Here is a 17,037-nt window from a genome sequence, read left to right as displayed (position 1 = left end):
CGTCGACACCGCCCGCATCACAGGCAGCAGCCCCTTCAGCACCGTCCTCAAAACCATCGGCGCCTGAACCCCGCCATCACAGGCCTGGGTAATCACGAGCGACCTGCAGAGTGGTGGTATGTAAGCTGGCGATCCTGAAATCGTTGCGCTTTGTATGTCGAGCGCGTCGAGGCACCGCGCCGGGCTCGATTCCGAGCCGAAGACGTATTCGCGCAGGCCCGGGCGGCATACCCTGAAGTACGGAAACGTGGATCTGCGGGCCGCCCCTCCCGCAACCCAATATATAGAAGGATCTGCCATGCCATCGGCCATCGCGCTTGGCACGCACAGCATCGCTGTGAACGGCATAGAGCAACATTATCACGCGTCAGGCACTGGACCTTACTGCATCGTGCATTCCGGTGGCCCCGAGATTGAGGCCAGCTACTTGCGATTGCCTCTGCTCGAAGAGAACCTGACCATGGTGTATCTGGACCCGATCGGCACAGGATCGTCCGGACGCCTCGCGACCCATCCCCAGGGATACAGCGTGGACCGCTTCTCCGAACAGCTGCTCGCGTTCATCGACGCGGCCGGCATCGCCGATCCCTACCTGCTCGGCCACTCGCACGGCGCCTTCGTGGTGCTGAAGGCGGCGCTCAAACGACCGGTCGGCGTCGCCGGTCTGATCCTGTACGCTGGCGCGGCCTACACGGGCGGCCACTTCATGGCCGCCGCTGGAACCGAGATCGCCTCCTTCGTGTCGCGCAATGCGGGTACGGAAGAGGCCGCAGCGGTCGAGAGGGCCTGGGGCTCAATCCCGACCATTCGCACGGATGACGCCTATACGGCGGCATTGCGCGACCTCCTGCCGGCCTACCTCTCGGACTTCCGGTGCTGGCCCGACATCCTCGAGACCCTGCAGCGCCGGCTCCAGGCGACCCTGCTGGTGGGCGATGGCCAAGCCTTCGACGTCCGCGACCGTCTTTCCGCCTTGCAGGTTCCGGCGCTCGTCGTCGCCGGAAACGACGACTTCATTCTCGGCCCGCGCCACGCGGTGTTGCTGGCGGATCTGCTACCGCAGGCGCAGCTCAGGATCTTCGAGCAGAGCGGCCACTTCGCCCATATCGAAAAGGCCCACGCCTTCGCGGAGGCCATTCTTCGCTTCACGGGACGTCCAGGCCTACCGCCGGCGTGACGATCTAGGACAGCGACACTCCAGACAGCGCCGCGCATCGGTCGAGCAGAGCTTCCTGAAGCGCGACGCGACGGGTGCCGGGCTCCGGCGACTTCTCGCGCTGGTGATAGAAGTACCGGCCCGTGGCATGGGCTGCCAGGCCGTCTCCGACCGCCAGCCACGCCTGGGTCACGGGCGCGGCTGTCATATCGTCCGGCGCCTCGGGGCCACCCATACGGGTCGGTACCCAGCCCGGTTCGAGGGCGTTCGACCGCACCGCGGGCCAGCGCCGCGCCACCGCGAACGCCAGCAGCACGTCCAGGAACTTCGTTTCCGCGTAGGCCTGCGAGCCGCTCCAGCGCCGTCTGGTCCATTGGAGATCGTCCATGTCCGGGATACCGCCCGGGTGCATGCCCGAGCTCAGGTAGACGAGGCGGTCGGGCTTCTCCATCAAGGCCGTGAGCACGTAGGGCGCAAGGACGTTGATCGCGAAGAGATGGCTCAGGCCGTCCTCGGTCTCGATCCGTCGGGGCTCGCGATAGCCGATACCGACATTGTGGATGACGGCGTCGAAGCGCCCGATGGCGTTGGCCCGCTCGGCCACGGATCGCATGCCGGCGATGGTGACGACATCGCCGATGACGACGGCGGCCGCGTTCGGAAGCGCCCGTCGCGCAGCCTCGCCGCGATCGGTGTTCCGCGCATGCAGCACGACCTCATGGCCCTCGCAGGCCAGAAGTTCGCCCGCCATGAGCCCGAGGCCGTCCGACGATCCTGTGATGAAGATACGGGCCATCGTCAGTCCTCCAGCAATGCTTCGGCCAGGATCGGCGTGTGCCGGAGACGTTTTCCGGTCGCGTGCCAGACCGCGTCCGAGATGGCGGCGGCGACACCGGTGATGCCGATCTCGCCCACGCCCTTCACCCCTGCGGGATTGATGAACGGGTCGGGATCGTCGAGGAACGTGACGTCGATCGTCGGTACGTCGAGGTTCACCGGGATCATGTACTCGGCCATGTTCGTGTTGGTGAACCGGCCGAAGCGCGGGTCCATGTGGGTCGACTCGAACAGGGCCTGACTCATCCCCCAGGTGATGCCGCCGATCAGCTGGCTCTCGGCGAGCTTGGGGTTCAGGATTCGGCCGCAGGCATAGACTCCGGTGAGCTGCCGTACCCGGATCAGCCCGAGCTCGGGGTCGACCGCAACCTTCGCGAAGATGGCGCCGAAGCTGTGCATGCCGCGCGGCCCCTCCCGCGCATCGCGCTCCGGATCGCCCGAGCGGACCTGCCCGACGCCGCCGGGATCGAACCGGCCGTCGCACGACATCCGCGTGAGGCCTGCGCGGCGGAGCACCGTCGTGACCGTCTCGCTGGTCTCTTTGCCGCCGGCGACGATGCGCCCATCGTTCAGCTCCAGATCGCCGGCGTTGCGGCCATGCAGAGGGCTCTCGTCCTGGCCGATGGCCATCTCCAGCAGCCTGGTCTTCAGGTCGCGCGCGGCCGTCATCGCGGCGGGGGCCAGCGAGCCTGTCAGGGACGCGCCCGCCTGCATCGGCGCCTCGGGCAGCGAGCTGTCGCCGATCAGCGGCAGGACCCAGTCGAGAGGGAGGGCAAGTTCATCGGCGACGATCTGGCGGAGGAAGGTCGCGCTGCCGGTGCCGATATCGGTCGCGCCCGACGCGACATGCGCCGTGCCGTCCGCCGTGACGGTCACGCGTGCTTGCGCGCGTTGCCGATAGACCGTGTGCGAGGCACTCGCCATGCCCATGCCGATCAGCATCCCGTCCGCACGCATCGAGCGCGGCGTGGGATTTCTCGAGGACCAGCCGAAGCGCTCGGCTCCGACGCGGTAGCAGTTCTTCAGCCGCTTGCTCGACCAGGGGCTGCCGTCGACCGGATAGACATCCGCGTGGTTGCGCAGGCGCAACTCGATCGGGTCGATGCCGAGCTCCGCCGCGAGTTCGTTGAGCGCGCATTCCTGCACCAGCATCCCGGGCGCCTCTCCCGGCGCGCGCATGAACGTCGGGGCCATCACGTTCGCGCGCCGGAGCCGGCAGCGCGTCTCGAGCGCCGGCAGATCGTACATGAAGGTGAAGGGGTACCAGCTCGGCTCGACCCAATCCTCCCAGGCGGGCGTCGCCGACAGCTTGGTCACATCGGCCGCGACCAGTCTGCCGTCACGCGTCGCGCCCAGCCGGAGGTCGATGCGCTGCTCCTCGCGGAAGCCGACCGAGGTGTACATCTGGGCGCGACTGAGTACGAGCCGAACGGGTCGACCGACTTCCCGCGCCGTCAAAGCCACCAGCCAGCTATGGGACCAGACCGGCCCCTTGCAGCCGAAGCCGCCGCCGACGTAGTGCGTCACCACGCGGACGTTCTCGCGCGGCAGGCCAAGCAGCTTGGCCAGCCCGTTGCGGTGATTGTAGACGTGCTGGCTGGTCTCGTAGAGCGTCAGGCGGTCCGCACCGTCCCAGACCGCGGTGGATGCGACCGGCTCCATCGGGTTGTGATGGTTGTTCGAGAGCCGCCAGCTCCCTTCGATCGAAACGTCGGCGTCGTCGAGCGCGACCGCTCCCTTGCCGCGCTTGACCGTGGCGGGAAGATACCCGGCGAGGAAGCCAAGCCAGACCTGCTCGGGCTCGTGGTAGGCTTCGCCGGAGAGGTCGGGTCCGCCGTCCAGGCTGACGACGGGTGCGTCCTCGGTGAACGCGAAGCGGAGCAGCGTCGCCGCGTGCCGTGCGGCCTCGAGCGTCTCGGCCAGGACGAGCCCGATCGGCTGGCCGGCGTAGTGGATCGTCATGTCCGCCATCGGCACGAAGGCCGAGCCGTACATGATGTCCCAATCGGGTTGCTCGGGTACGCTCGGTAGCTTCGGCATCGTCTCGGGCGTGAAGACGCGCACGACGCCGGGCACCGCCTCGACGGCGGTGGTGTCCACCGTGCGGATCGTGCCGCGGGCGATCGGGCTCGGCACCAGCACCGCATGCAGCAGATCGGGGATACCGATGTCACCGGTGTAGGCGATCGCGCCGGAGACCTTGAGACCCGCTTCGATGCGGGGCATCGGGCGGCCAGTGTTGGGCTGTATGGCTGCACTCATGCGTGCACCTCCGTTTGGCGACGAGCGAGCGTCTGCAGCGCCCGCGTGATGGCAGCCCGGGCCTGCGGGAGCTTGTAGGCGTTACCGGTTTGCGGACGCGCGCCGTCGAGGGCGACGTCGGCGAGCTGGGCGAGCGCAGCCGCATCGTCGGGACGGCGTCCGGCGAGGATCTCGGCAGCCCGTTCGATCTGCCACGGCTTCGCGGCGAGCCCTCCCAGGGCCAGCCGGGCATCGCGGATCGTGCCGTCCTCCTCGAACTCCGCGGCGGCGGCGACAGAAACGGACGCATACTCGTACGAGCTGCGGTCGCGCACCTTCAGGTAGTGGGATCGGCGGCTCAGAGCATCGACGGGCACGGTGACGCCGGTCACGATCTCGCCGCTGGCGATCACCGTCTCGATCTCCGGCGACGCGTCGGGCAGGCGATGGAACTCCGCGGCGGCTACGCTGCGCACGCCATCCGGGCCGTGCAGATGAACCGTGCCGTCCAGCGCCACCAGCATGACCGCGAAATCCCCGGGATAGTTGGCGATGCACCGCTCCGAGGTACCGAGAATCGCCAGATTGCGGTTCTCACCGCCGATCGCGCCGCAGCCGCTTCCGGGCTCGCGCTTGTTGCAGGGGAAATTTCGGTCGCGGAAATAGAGGCAGCGCGTGCGCTGGAGCAGGTTGCCGCCGATCGAGGCCATGTTGCGCAGCTGGCCGGAGGCCGCCGACAGCAGCGATTCCGACAGGCCCGGGGCGTGCACGCGTATGGCCGGATGGACCGCGACATCGCTCATCCGGGCGAGCGCGCCGATTTCGAGTGCGTCATCCGCCTGTTTGATCTCGGCCATGCCCGGCAGGCGATTGAAGTCGATCAAGAGAACAGGATGCATCACGCCCGACTTCATCAGGTCGACCAGCGTCGTGCCACCGGCGAGAAAGCGTGCCTCCGGATTGTCATGGGCCAGGCTGATCGCCTCGTCGCGTGTTCGCGGTTCGACATAGCCGAAGGGTTGCATGGCGGGTGCCTCCTCAGCCTTCGGCGGCGGTGGTCGCGGCCACCTCGCGCACGGCGGCGACGATGTTCTGATAGGCGGCGCAGCGGCACAGGTTTCCGCTCATCCGTTCGCGGATCTCGCCTTCATCGAGGTCGACTCGACCGGCGAAGTCCCGCATCGGATCGGTTGCCGCGCTCGGCCAACGCCGATCGGCCTCGGCCAGCATGGCGACGGCGGAGACGACCTGTCCCGGCGTGCAGTAGCCGCACTGGAGGGCGTCGTGATCGACGAAGGCCTGTTGCATCGGGTGAAGGGTGCCGTCGCCGGGGGTCAGTCCTTCGATCGTGACGATGGCGCCGTTGCGTGCCGAAAGCGCCAGCGTCAGGCATGATAGAACACGCCGTCCGTCGATCATGACCGTGCAGGCCACGCAGGCGCCGTGATCGCAGCCCTTCTTCGTGCCCGTGAGGCCGGCGCGCTCGCGCAGAGCGTCCAGCAGCGTGGTCCAGGGTTCGACGCTGACATGGTGGTCCGCGCCATTCACATGCAGCCGTAACGGCACCGCTGCGAGCGGATCGTGTACCGCGAAGGTGAAATCAGGCTGCGCCGATGCCGTCGGGCTCCGTGCATCCGCCGACACTTTATCAGTCGACATCTCCGCTCTCCTCCGTAGTCCGCTGCTCGCTATGCTGTCAGATCCATTTGTTCCACGAGGCACCCGGTCACCAGGGTAGCGAATGGTTGAACCGGTCGACGTAGCGCAGCCCCGGCCTGCCGCGGTTCGCGTCGATCATGTCGACCACGAACGGAATGCTGTCCTCGATCGATAGAGCCGCGTCGCTGCCGCCCATCTCGGTCCGCACCCAGCCGGGGGCGACGAGGAGCAACGCATGCCCGTCGTCGGGGCGCTTCGCCGCATAGCCTTTCATCAGCATGTTCAGGGCGGCCTTGCTGGACGCGTAGAGCTGCCAGCCGCCGGTGGCGTTCGCGATGCTGCCGAGCTCTGAGCTCATGATCGCGACGGTGCCTCGGGGCGGCACCAGATCGTGCAGCAGCTCGACCGCCCGCACGGGCGAGAAGGCGTTGGTCAGCATCGTGTCGAGGAAATCCGCCTCCGATGCGCCGGCCGGACACCCGTCGATCGCGCGCGCGATGCCCGCGTTGATGAACAGGACGTCGACGCGTCGACCGCTCAGGCGCTCGCGTAGCGCGCGGACCGTGCCGGCATCGTTGATGTCGACCCTCTCGATCGCGAGGCTGCCGGGGAAGCGGCTCGCGAGCGCCTCGAGCGGGTCGGAGCGGCCGCGCCGTGGCGATCACGCGCCATCCGCGCTCGAGCCACTCCTGCACGAGGGCGAGCCCCAGTCCGCGCGAAGCGCCGACGACGAGCGCCGTCGATCGTTCCGTCATGCGTGCCTCCTCTGCGGTGACGCAGACTGATGTGGCGCAGAGGCATCGAAGAAATTGGCGTCGTTCTGTCCGATCATTCCGGACGAAGAGTCATGGAACGATGCCTTACGATGGCCGACTGCTCGCCGGCGTGACGATCCTGATGGCGGTGGTGGAGGCCGGGACCATGACTCGGGCGGCTGAGGCCCTGGGCCTCACCCAGTCCGGCGTCGGTCGTGCCATCCAGCGACTGGAGGCGCGTGTCGGCGTGCGCCTGCTCGATCGCACGACCCGGACCTTGCGGCTCACCGACGAGGGGCGACGCTTCTGGGAGCGGGTCGGCCCGCATCTCGACGGGATTGAGGAAGCCGCCTTGGAAGCGGCTGGCAGCGCGTCGACGGTGCGCGGGCGCCTGCGGGTGAACGTCGACCCGTTCTTCTCGCGTCTGGTTCTGTCGCGGGAACTGACGCGCTTCCTCGCGATCCATCGCGAGCTGCGGCTCGAACTGATCATGCGCGATCAGATAGGCGACCTCGTCGCTGACGGCTTCGATATGGCGCTCCGGTTCGGAGATCCGCCGGTGGCGGGCTTCACCGCGCGCAAACTCCTGGAGACGCGGATCCTGACGGTCGCCTCGCCGGCGTACCTCGCTGCGCACGGCCGCCCCGCGCACCCGCAAGACCTCCGCGACCACGCCTGCATCGACTATCAGGATCCGCTGACGGGTCGCCCCTTCGAATGGGAGTTCCGCCGCCGCAACGAGGTGATCCCCGTGCGGCAGCCGGCGCGCCTGATGGTGTCGGACGTCGAGACGATGATCGGCGCCTGCTGCGAAGGCGCAGGGATCGCGCAGGTCATGCAGCTCGGCAGCCGGAACATCGTAGCGAGCGGCAAGCTCGTCGAGATCTTTCCGGACTGGCCCGACGAGACCTTCCCCCTGTACGCGATCTATCCGTCGCGCCAGCATCGCGCCGCCAAGGTCCGCGCCTTTACCGAGTGGTGCCTGCAACTGGTCGGCGGCGACAACGAGCTCGATGCCGCCACGACCCGGTGAGACGCGTCCGGGGGCTACAGCGCCGCCCGGCCGATCGAGGCACCGCCGTCGACGTAGAGCGTCTGCCCCGTCATGAACGCCGCCCCGTTCGACATCACGAACGCGATGGCGGCGGCGATCTCCTCCGGCCGGCCGAAGCGCCCCATCGGCACCCCGGAGAGGTAGCGCCGCTCGCCCTCGCTGCCCGGCGGGTTGTTGGCGCGGAACAGCTCGGTCTCGGTCGGGCCCGGCGCGACTGCGTTGACCGTGATCCCGGTCGTGGCGAGTTCGAGCGCCCAGGAACGTGTGAAGCTGACGAGCGCCGCCTTCGCGGCCGCGTAGGCCGTGCGCTCGACGCTGCCGAGGACGGTGAGGCTGGCGATGTTGACCACCCGGCCCCAGCCGCGCTGCTGCATTCCCGGCAGGATGGCCTGCACGGTTTGAAGCGCTGGGTGGAGGTTGACGCGCAGGACCTCGTCCAGCGCGGGGATCTTGACCGCCTCGAGCCGCTGCGGCCGCACCAGACCGACGTTATTGACCACGCCGTCGAACGCGAAGCGCCCGATCAGGTCCGTGAGGACCGCGGCGGTGGCGTCGCCGTCGGCGAGGTCGACCGGCACGAGCGTGCCGGGGAAGCCGTCGAGGCCGCGGCGGGCGAGGCCGACGACGTGATGGCCGTCGCCGGCGAGACGGTGGGCCAGCGCCAGCCCGATGCCCTTGCTGGCACCGGTCACGAGAAAGGTACGAGACATCCTGGATCTCCTCAGGGTCGTGGGTCCGTCCACGGCGTCAGGCAGCGATTGAGGCGGAGCGGCGGAGCGCCGGCAGCATGTCCTCGGCCTCGGGGCGGCGGGTGTAGTCCGGGTTCACTTCGGCGTAGAGGATCACGCCATCCTGTCCGACGACGAAGCGCCCGGGCATCGGCAGGGTCCAGCTCGCGTCGCCGTTGAACGCCGGGAGGTCGTTCCTCAGGCTCTTGTAGAGGCCGACGAGGTAGTCGGGCAGCGCGAAGCGCAGGCCGAACGCGGCCGCGACGTCGTTGTGCGGGTCCGACAGGATCGGGAAACCGAGCGCGTTCTGGCGGATCGCTTTCCGGCTGTTGGCCGCCGTCTGCGGCGAGATGGCGACGAGGCTCGCCCCGAGCCTCTCGAACTGCGGCAGCGCTTCCTGGAGCGCCTGGAGCTCCATATTGCAGTACGGGCACCACACGCCCCGGTAGAAGCTGATCACGAGCGGTCCGCGCGCCAGCAGGTCGGCGGACGAGACGGGCTGGCCGTCCGGGTCCCGCAGCGCGAACGCCGGTGCCCGTTCTCCGGCCCTTAGGGCGCGGGTCGCGGCGCCGGAAGCGATCAGCTCCGCGGTGGCCCGATGCATCGTCGCGATGACCGAAGGAGGCACGTTGTAGGGGGGCTTGCCGGCCTGGAAGTCGGCCTTGAACGCATCAAGCTTGGATTGCAGAGTCATGGGTCCTCTCCTCGGTGGGTGGTGGCTGGCGGAAAGGCGCCGCGGTTGCCCGGAGCGCCTCGATGTTCGGCGCGGGCCGTTCCTCAGGCCTGAGGCACGAGAGCGTTCACCCGCTCCATCGCGCGCTGAACGGCTGGACGCGCGGCCACCGCGTCGTACCAGCGGGCGACATGCGACGTTTTCTCCAAGCTCACGCCAGCGAACTCGCGCCGCCAGAGCCAGCCGAAATGGGCGATATCGGCCACCGTGAAGGCGTCGCCGGCGACGTAGGGGCGCTTGGCCAGGATGCCGTCGAGCACGCCCAGCGTCCGGTTCGCCTCCGCCGAGAAGCGGGCGATGGCGAGTGGTTGCGGCTCGGCGGCCTGGCGCTGGAAGAAGCCCGCCTGCCCGAAGGCCGGGCCGAGCCCGGAGGCGTGGAAGAACAGCTGCTCGAACACGCGCGCCCGGCCCCCGCCGTCCGGCGGCATCAGCCGGCCGCTCGTCTCGGCCAGGTAGACCAGGATCGCAGCGGATTCGGTCAGGATCAGCCGGCCGCCGGGCGCCGCGGTGTCGACCAGCACCGGCACCTTCGCGTTCGCGTTCAGCGACACGAATTCCGGAGCCTTCTGCTCGCCCTGACGCACGTTCACGCCGTGCAGGACGTAGGGAAGACCGAGTTCCTCAAGGGCGATTGGGACTTTGATGCTGTTGGGCGTGGCGAAAGCGTAGACCTCGAACATGTCCACTTGGCTCCGGCGGGACCACCGCGCCGATGCGGTGGAGACGGCCGGATTGATGCACCCCTCCCGATGGACAGGGCAGCCAGCCCAGGGCGATAACGCTCATTCCAGGGAGGAATGGCGTGGACCGGTATCAGGCGATGGCCACCTTCGTGCGGGTCGTGGAGGCGGGCTCCTTCTCGGGCGCGGCGCGGCTCCTGAACGTCGGCCAGCCGGCCGTCTCCAAGACGATCGCGCAGCTGGAGAGCCGGCTGCAGGTCAGCCTGCTCGTGCGCTCGACCCATGGCCTGAGCCCCACCGAGGCGGGCCTGCGCTTCTACGAGCGGGCTCGGGCGGCCATCGCCGAGGCCGACGAGGCCGAGCTCGCCGCCCGCGGCGCGGGCGCAGGGCTCTCGGGGCGGCTGCGCGTCTCGGCGGCGACCACCTTCGCGCGGCTCCACGTGGTGCCGATGCTGCCGCGCTTTCTCGCCGAGCACCCCGACCTCGACATCGAGATCGTCCTCGATGACCGGGTGATCGACCTCGTCGGCGAGGGGGTCGACCTGTCCCTGCGCATGGGCACCCTGCCGGACTCGGCCGCCGTCGCGCGCAAGCTCGCCACCGGGGCGCGCTCGGTCCTCGCCACCCCCGGCTATCTCGCCCGCGCGGGCGAGCCGCACAGTCCCGCGGACCTCGCCGGGCACGAAGCGGTGGTCTACAGCCGGCAGCCCGATGCCTGGTCCTTCACCCGGGACGGCGCCGAGGTCTCGGTCGCGGTCCACGGCCGCGTACGGGTCAGCGCGGCAGAGGGCCTGCGTGCGGCCGTGCTGGCCGATATCGGACTCACCATCACGTCGGACTGGATGTTCGCCCCGGAACTGGCGAGCGGCGCGGTGCGGCGGCTGCTGCAGGCCTGGACGCTGCCGGACATCGATCTCTGGGCGGTCTTCCCCACCGGTCGCATGGCGAGCGCGAAGGCGCGCCGCTTCGCCGACTTCGTCCAGGCGGCTCTGGCCGGGACCGGCGAGGCCCATTCCGCGGCGGCATAAGCCTTATCGCTCCGCGCCGTCATCCGTCGCCGGACGGAGCCGTCTACCTCGTCCTCACGCCGACCGAACGGGGCCGGCCACTACGAGGACAGCACCGATGGCCCGTTTCGACACCTACCGCGACGCCTTCCCCAATGCCCGCCTGACCCGCAAGCCGAACGGCGTGCTGGAGGTCATGCTCCACACCGAGGGGGGCAAGCTCGTCTTCGATGGTCACACCCACGAGCAGTTCGTCGACCTGTTCCACGCCATCGGCGAGGACCGCGACAACCGGGCGGTGATCCTGACCGGGGCGGGCGACGCGTTCATGGACGCGATCAGCCCCGANGTTCGTCGACCTGTTCCACGCCATCGGCGAGGACCGCGACAACCGGGCGGTGATCCTGACCGGGGCGGGCGACGCGTTCATGGACGCGATCAGCCCCGAAGGCTTCGATTTCTTCACGCCGCAGGGTTACGACAAGATCCTGCGGGAGGGTCGCAAGGTGCTCGGTAACATCCTCGACATCGAGGTGCCGATGATCGCCGCGCTGAACGGCCCGGTCCTGCTACACAGCGAGTACGCGCTGCTGACCGACATCGTGCTCGCGACGCCCGAGACGGTGTTCCAGGACAAGCCGCACTTCGAGTTCGGCATCGTGCCGGGCGACGGCATGCACATCCTATGGCCTGAGGTGATCGGCTCGATTCGCGGGCGTTACTTCCTGCTGACGCGGCAGGTCCTGGACGCGCAGACGGCCAAGGATTGGGGCGTGGTCAACGAGATCGTGCCGCAAGACAGGCTGCTGGTCCGGGCGCACGAGATCGCGGACGGGATCGCCGCCCTGCCGCCGCTCACCGGCCGCTATACCCGGATCGCGTTGACGCAGCGCCTGCGCCGGCTCGTCGAGGAGGGCACCGGCTACGGCCTCGCCCTGGAGGGCATCAGCGCCGCCGACGTGGCCCGGACCATGGCCGCCCAGGCCTGAGCGCACAGCCGCTCCGAACCGGCGCACGGCGCATCGGGCCCGCAAGGACAGCCTGAAGCGCCGTGCCCGCAACCGCGGAGCCGAGTCCCATCCGCGCGGCGTCGCCTCACGCACGACGGCGATCACATGGGGGTGCGGTTCCCGGTCGTCGTTGCGGAGCAAGGAGTTCTGCGCGCCGCGGACGGGATGTGGACGACGAGGCGGCTTCCCGCTTCGAACGCGGGCAAGGGCTCGCCATCCGACCGACGAAGGTCGACCTCGCAGGCCGTCTCCGTCATGGGATCTCGACGGGGGAGCCGATCTCCACCGTGCCGCCCTGTAGCACCTCGGCGTACACCCCGAGGTCGGGATGACCGTAGGTGTCCATGAGCGAGCGCGGGATCGTCATGTTCCGCTCAGCGGTGACTGGGTCCACGTCGGTGGCCGCGCAACGCCGAGTCCTCCTGACAATCCGAAGCCTCGCGGAGCCGATCGCGATCTCTTTGTCCATCAGCGCGAATTCCCGGAACGCGTCGAGGCCGTCGACATAGAGGTTGGCTCTGAAGCGCATGGGATCGATCTGGGCGTCGATGCGGGCCCCGAAGTCGCGAACGCTGTTGAGGTTCATCAGCGATATGGCGTTCATCATCTGCTTCGAGTGCACGGAGATGTCCGTGAAGCGATTGCGGCCGCCCACCGCCACCGTCGGCTCCTCGCCTGCGCCGAGGTCGAACATGGTCGCGAAAAACCGGCTCACGGCCCGCCGGCCGGCATCCGTATCGAGGTTTTCGGCAAGGACGCGCTGGCCTTGCACGCGGACCTCCAGCCGATGCGTCCGGCTGTCGAAGAAGGTCGACAGGCTCGCGAGCCGCTCCTCCCTGACGAGGACGATGAACCGGGTTTTGGGCAGCGGCTGGTAGTCGATGGGATCGTAGCCGCTGTCGTGCCGTGCAAGGCCATAGACACGGTCGAACGGGAAGCCCTCGCCCTGGACCAGCTGCACTTGGGGCAGGGGCTGCGCGCTCAGCCCCTTCACCGGGTAATGGTACAAAGCGGAGACGGTCGGGGCCATCGCAGCCCTCCTTGCCAGTCAGATTGAAGGGATGCCGTCGCCCGGCCTGACGAAGACTCGGGGCGGCGGGCGGGGATTGCATCTCGCGGACCGATCCGACCGGTCCGCCCGCTCGCGCGGGATACTCCGTCCGGGTGGGACGAAGGGAGATAGGCCGTGTGCGGCCTTGGCGCGGGGGGCGGACTGCGCAATGCCGCCCGAGGCCGGCACCGTGCTGCCGGCCGGGATGAGGGTCTGCCCGGACAGGAGAGTGCCGACGGCCGTCGCCCGTCAGAAGAAGGCTCGTATCTCCTCGGCGATGTCGCCCCCATTCGTCTCAAGCGCAAAGTGGCCGGTGTCGAGGAAGCGGACCCGGGCGTCCGGGATATCGCGCTTGAACGCCTCGGCTCCGGGCGGGATGAAGAAGGGGTCGTTACGACCCCAGATGGCGAGGAGCTTCGGGCGGCGCTCCCGGAAGAAGGCCTGGATCAGCGGGTAGCGTTCCAGGTTGCGCTTGTAGTCGAGCTTGAGCTCGATTTGGCGGTCCGCATTGCCGGGCCGGGCCAGGATAGCAGCGTCGAGCGTGTACGACTCGGGCTCAATGACCGACGGGTCGGGCACCCTGTGGAAGTAGGGTGCCTTGACGCCGTCGAGGGTCATGCGGGCGCGGATGGACTCCACGGCGGCCTCGTCCGCGTTCGCCCAATAGTCCCTGAGAGGCGCCCAGGCCGCCTCGCCGAGACCCTCCAGGTAGGCGTTGCCGTTCTGGGACACGATGCCGGCGATGCGGTCGGGATGCGCGAGCGCCAGATCCCACCCCACCGGAGCCCCGTAGTCGAACGTGTAGAGGAGGTAGCGCCGGAGGCCGAGGACGTCGACGAAGGCCTCGATCGTTCGAGACAGCGACGCGAAGTCGTAGACGTAGCCGCGCCCGTCCGGGACCACCGTGAAGCCGAAGGACGGGAGATCCGGCGCGATCAGGCGAAACCGGTCCGCGAGCCTCGGCATGAGATGGCGGAAGTAGAAGGACGAGTTCGCGAAGCCGTGCAGCAGCAGGAACACCGGGGCGTTGGGCCGGCCGGCCTCGCGATAGAAGACGTCCACGCCGTCGGCCCGGACCGTGCCGTGGCGGACCTCTGCGACCCCGGCGGGCCGCGTTTCGCCCGCGTGGGCGCCGACCGGGCCTAAGCCTGCCGCCATGACGCTGCCGGCGAGAATGCTCCGTCGCGTCGCCCGGGCAGGCCCCTCTTGGAATGCCGTATCCTGTCTCATCGCTCCACTCGAATCCGTGCGGGCCGGGGAAAGTCCGGGTGGCTTGCCTCGCGACCGCGGATGTCGTGCATGTCGGGGAGAGGTATACGCGCCGTCGCCGTGATCCCCCCGACCGTGCCGCGGCTTTCAGGCTCGGGACCGGACAGTTTAATCACGATGAACACTATCGGCACTCGCGAGAACACAGAGTTTTCCCTTACGGATTCCGAGAGGTGGGTGGCCCGGCCTCCCTGATGTGGCCGGCCTCTCCTCACCCGGCGGACGGTCGTCCCAAGCCGACGGGTGCGCCGGCCTTCAGGCGGGTGGAATGACGGCACCCAGGGACGCGCGAATGCGCGGCGTCGCGAAGTCGAGAAACGCCCGCAGCTTGAGCGGAAGGCGTCCGTGCCCGACATGGACGACGCTGACCGGGACCGGGTCGAGCTCGAACGACCGCAGCACGAGGACCTGGCGACCGGCGGCGACGAGGGGCGCCGCCTGGTACGACAGGACCTGCGCGAGCCCGACGCCGGCCGCCGCTGCGTCGAGCGCCGCCTCGGCCGTGTTGACCTGGAGGCGGGAGCGTACCCGTACCACCTGGACGGCCTTCCTGTCGGGCGTGGAGAAGTGCCAGGCCGGGCCGGCGGCCAGGTCGCTGAAGGTCACGCACGGGATCTCGGCGAGGTCTGAAAGGGTCCGGGGCGTTCCGTGGGCTGAGAGGAAGTCGGGACTGCCGCAGACCACGCGCGTGACCGTGCCCAGCCGCGCCCTCACGAGGTCGCTGTCCGGCAGGTGCGAAATGCGGACCGCCAGGTCGACGTGATCCTCCACGAGGTCCAGGGCCCGGTCAGTGAGGACGAGGCGCACGGTGATGTCCGGGAACCGGGACAGGAACGCCGAGACAACCGGCAGGACGTGCAGCCGCCCGAAGACCAGCGGCGCCGTCATCGTCAACTCGCCGCGCGGCTCGGTGTACTCGCCCTTCACCGCCCGCTCGGTTTCCTCGACCTCGCCCAGGAGACGCCGGCACGCCTCGACGTAGGCGGCCCCCGCATCGGTCGGGGTGAGCTTGCGGGTGGTGCGGACGAGGAGCCTCGCGCCGAGATGGGCTTCCAGGTCTGCGATCTTGCGACTGACGCTCGGCAGGGGGATGCCGAGCCTGCGTCCGGCGGCCGAAAGGCTCCCGGCCTCCACGGCGGCGACCAGCAAGGTCATGGCCTCCAGCCGGTCCATCCTACCCTCTCGTTCTCGGCAACAGTAACTCTCGGATAAACTCGATTATACCGAAAGACGCAAGCCTGTATCCAGAGCCTACCGACGACGTGCGGCATGGGCCGCATCGCCGGCACAGGAGGACGAGCGATGACCCAGACCACCTACCGCACCGTCGACGTCGATGGCCTCAACGTCTTCTACCGAGAGGCCGGCGACCCGGCGAAGCCGGCGCTCCTGCTGCTGCACGGCTTCCCCTCGTCCGGCCACATGTTCCGCGACCTGATCCCGCTGCTGGCCGACCGCTTCCACCTCGGCGAAGCCGGCGCTCCTGCTGCTGCACGGCTTCCCCTCGTCCGGCCACATGTTCCGCGACCTGATCCCGCTGCTGGCCGACCGCTTCCACCTCGTCGCTCCCGACCTACCGGGCTTCGGCCTGTCGGAGGTCAAGCCGCGCGACGCCTTCGCCTACACCTTCGACGCGCTGGCGAAGGTTGTCGGGCGTTTCACCGAGGTGATCGGGCTGAAGACCTACGCTCTCTACGTCTTCGATTACGGCGCCCCCACCGGCTTCCGCGTGGCCATGGCGCATCCTGAACGGGTGACAGCCATCGTCTCGCAGAATGGCAACGCCTACGAGGAAGGGCTGAGCGAGGGCTGGAACCCGATCCAGCGTTACTGGCGGGACCGAAGCGACGCCAACCGGCAGGCACTGCGCGAGCTGCTCACTCCCACCTCGATCCGCTGGCAGTACGAGCACGGCGTGCCGGACACGTCGTTGGTCTCGCCGGACGGCAGCGCGCTGGACGCGTGGTACATCCAGAGGCCGGGGGTCGACGAGATCCAGCTCGACCTGTTCGGCGACTATGCCAGCAACGTGGCGCTCTATCCTGAATTCCAGGCCTACTTCCGAACGCACCGGCCGCGGCTGCTGGCGATCTGGGGCCGGAACGACCCGTTCTTCCTGCCGGCCGGCGCGGAGGCGTTCCGGCGCGACATCCCGGACGCCCAGGTCCGTTTCTTCGACACGGGGCATTTCGCCCTGGAGACGCATGCCAAGGGCATCGTTGAGGCTATCGCGAGCTTCCTCAGGGCCTAGAGTGACAATCTCTGGGGTCCTAAGGCAGCTTGAAGGACGGCAGGCACAAAAGGAACGGCCCGCTCTGATGAAGCGGTCCGTTCCCCTGAAGCCTGCTCGCGGCGGCGAAACCATGACAGACTTCCGCTTTCAAGCGATATCCGATGCCCGGGGAATTTCCGGTGTGGGCGCAGAGCCGAACGGCCGGTTCTGCGAACACTCGAGCTTCGGCATGACGCACTCTGGCCGAAAGGGGAATGGCTGCTTCGAGATAGGCCTACTGCGAAGGCGGACCCTGCTCTACCGAGCCAAGCTGATTGAACGAGCCGCCGTTGCCGCAATGTGCCATTCGATACCTGCTCGACAACCTCCTCGCGGCGTACAGGGTGGATCAAGATTTGGCCTAATCGATGGGATTGCCGTCAGGCGACCAAAAGCTTGGAGCTGCGGGACCTTTTTGCGCCAACTTGGCTGACATGTAGCAGGATCGGCGCATCAATCTGTCCTGCTCAGGTTCAGACGCCACAAGTGGCCTGCCCCCTGAAAAGTGGTCCTCCCTAAGGTATGGCTTTGAGCCATGTGGAGGATGTCATCATGGGACGGAAGAAGCATACGGCTGAAGAGATT

Annotated in this window: 15 protein-coding genes and 1 pseudogene; 5 read left to right on the top strand and 11 right to left on the bottom strand. The window is 68.4% G+C overall.

Annotated features, from left to right (window positions below; genetic code table 11):
- Positions 1-298 precede the first annotated feature (298 nt).
- Positions 299-1,177, top strand: a complete 879-nt coding sequence (locus tag ASG32_RS26330) for an alpha/beta hydrolase (protein WP_056532183.1) — start codon at positions 299-301, stop codon at positions 1,175-1,177.
- 4 nt (positions 1,178-1,181) lie between these two features.
- Here ASG32_RS26330 and ASG32_RS26325 read toward each other — a convergent pair whose 3' ends face one another.
- From ASG32_RS26325 to ASG32_RS26305, 5 genes are all read right to left on the bottom strand, one after another.
- Positions 1,182-1,952: an SDR family NAD(P)-dependent oxidoreductase gene (locus ASG32_RS26325; protein WP_056532181.1), complete on the bottom strand. Its 771-nt coding sequence runs from the start codon at positions 1,950-1,952 to the stop codon at positions 1,182-1,184.
- A 2-nt stretch (positions 1,953-1,954) separates the two neighbouring features.
- A complete protein-coding gene (locus ASG32_RS26320; RefSeq protein WP_056532180.1) occupies positions 1,955-4,255 on the bottom strand; it encodes a xanthine dehydrogenase family protein molybdopterin-binding subunit in 2,301 nt (766 codons plus the stop codon).
- Positions 4,252-5,259 carry a xanthine dehydrogenase family protein subunit M gene (locus ASG32_RS26315; protein WP_056532178.1) on the bottom strand — a complete coding sequence of 336 codons (1,008 nt, stop codon included), beginning with the start codon at positions 5,257-5,259 and terminating at the stop codon, positions 4,252-4,254. The genes ASG32_RS26320 and ASG32_RS26315 overlap by 4 nt, the downstream gene beginning before the upstream one ends.
- A gap of 13 nt (positions 5,260-5,272) precedes the next feature.
- Positions 5,273-5,893, bottom strand: coding sequence for a (2Fe-2S)-binding protein (locus tag ASG32_RS26310; protein WP_082558061.1), 621 nt, complete (start codon positions 5,891-5,893; stop codon positions 5,273-5,275).
- Positions 5,894-5,960: 67 nt separating this feature from the next.
- The gene (locus ASG32_RS26305; RefSeq protein ID WP_244492212.1) at positions 5,961-6,473 is read right to left on the bottom strand and encodes an SDR family NAD(P)-dependent oxidoreductase; all 513 of its coding nucleotides are present in this window, start codon (positions 6,471-6,473) and stop codon (positions 5,961-5,963) included.
- Positions 6,474-6,748: 275 nt separating this feature from the next.
- Between ASG32_RS26305 and ASG32_RS26300 the strand changes: the two genes are divergently transcribed.
- Positions 6,749-7,681, top strand: coding sequence for a LysR family transcriptional regulator (locus tag ASG32_RS26300; RefSeq protein WP_056532174.1), 933 nt, complete (start codon positions 6,749-6,751; stop codon positions 7,679-7,681).
- A gap of 14 nt (positions 7,682-7,695) precedes the next feature.
- Here ASG32_RS26300 and ASG32_RS26295 read toward each other — a convergent pair whose 3' ends face one another.
- From ASG32_RS26295 to ASG32_RS26285, 3 genes are all read right to left on the bottom strand, one after another.
- A complete protein-coding gene (locus tag ASG32_RS26295; protein WP_056532172.1) occupies positions 7,696-8,412 on the bottom strand; it encodes an SDR family oxidoreductase in 717 nt (238 codons plus the stop codon).
- 37 nt (positions 8,413-8,449) lie between these two features.
- Complete coding sequence (locus ASG32_RS26290) at positions 8,450-9,124, bottom strand: peroxiredoxin-like family protein (protein ID WP_056532170.1); 675 nt, start codon at positions 9,122-9,124, stop codon at positions 8,450-8,452.
- Between the two features lie 83 nt (positions 9,125-9,207).
- A complete protein-coding gene (locus ASG32_RS26285; RefSeq protein WP_056532168.1) occupies positions 9,208-9,843 on the bottom strand; it encodes a glutathione S-transferase family protein in 636 nt (211 codons plus the stop codon).
- A gap of 122 nt (positions 9,844-9,965) precedes the next feature.
- Here ASG32_RS26285 and ASG32_RS26280 point away from each other — a divergent pair, with 122 nt between their 5' ends.
- Together ASG32_RS26280 and ASG32_RS26275 are read left to right on the top strand one after the other, a co-directional pair.
- The gene (locus tag ASG32_RS26280) at positions 9,966-10,871 is read left to right on the top strand and encodes a LysR family transcriptional regulator (RefSeq protein WP_056532166.1); all 906 of its coding nucleotides are present in this window, start codon (positions 9,966-9,968) and stop codon (positions 10,869-10,871) included.
- Between the two features lie 338 nt (positions 10,872-11,209).
- Positions 11,210-11,839 (top strand): enoyl-CoA hydratase/isomerase family protein, encoded by a 630-nt coding sequence (locus ASG32_RS26275; RefSeq protein WP_280141610.1) that lies wholly within the window; start codon positions 11,210-11,212, stop codon positions 11,837-11,839.
- 274 nt (positions 11,840-12,113) lie between these two features.
- Here the strand turns inward: ASG32_RS26275 and ASG32_RS26270 are convergent, their stop codons facing one another.
- The 3 genes from ASG32_RS26270 to ASG32_RS26260 all read right to left on the bottom strand — a co-directional run bounded on the left by ASG32_RS26270 (position 12,114) and on the right by ASG32_RS26260 (position 15,353).
- Positions 12,114-12,890: an MOSC domain-containing protein gene (locus ASG32_RS26270; RefSeq protein WP_056532164.1), complete on the bottom strand. Its 777-nt coding sequence runs from the start codon at positions 12,888-12,890 to the stop codon at positions 12,114-12,116.
- A gap of 270 nt (positions 12,891-13,160) precedes the next feature.
- Positions 13,161-14,141: an alpha/beta hydrolase gene (locus ASG32_RS26265; protein ID WP_056532162.1), complete on the bottom strand. Its 981-nt coding sequence runs from the start codon at positions 14,139-14,141 to the stop codon at positions 13,161-13,163.
- A gap of 294 nt (positions 14,142-14,435) precedes the next feature.
- Positions 14,436-15,353, bottom strand: coding sequence for a LysR family transcriptional regulator (locus ASG32_RS26260; RefSeq protein WP_056532161.1), 918 nt, complete (start codon positions 15,351-15,353; stop codon positions 14,436-14,438).
- Positions 15,354-15,482: 129 nt separating this feature from the next.
- Between ASG32_RS26260 and ASG32_RS26250 the strand changes: the two are divergent.
- Positions 15,483-16,431: pseudogene (locus ASG32_RS26250) on the top strand (alpha/beta hydrolase).
- The last annotated feature ends 606 nt before the right edge of the window (positions 16,432-17,037 follow it).

This window comes from Methylobacterium sp. Leaf361 (assembly GCF_001424445.1).
Classification (GTDB): Bacteria; Pseudomonadota; Alphaproteobacteria; order Rhizobiales; family Beijerinckiaceae; genus Methylobacterium.
This window is presented reverse-complemented; position numbering and strand designations above follow the sequence as displayed.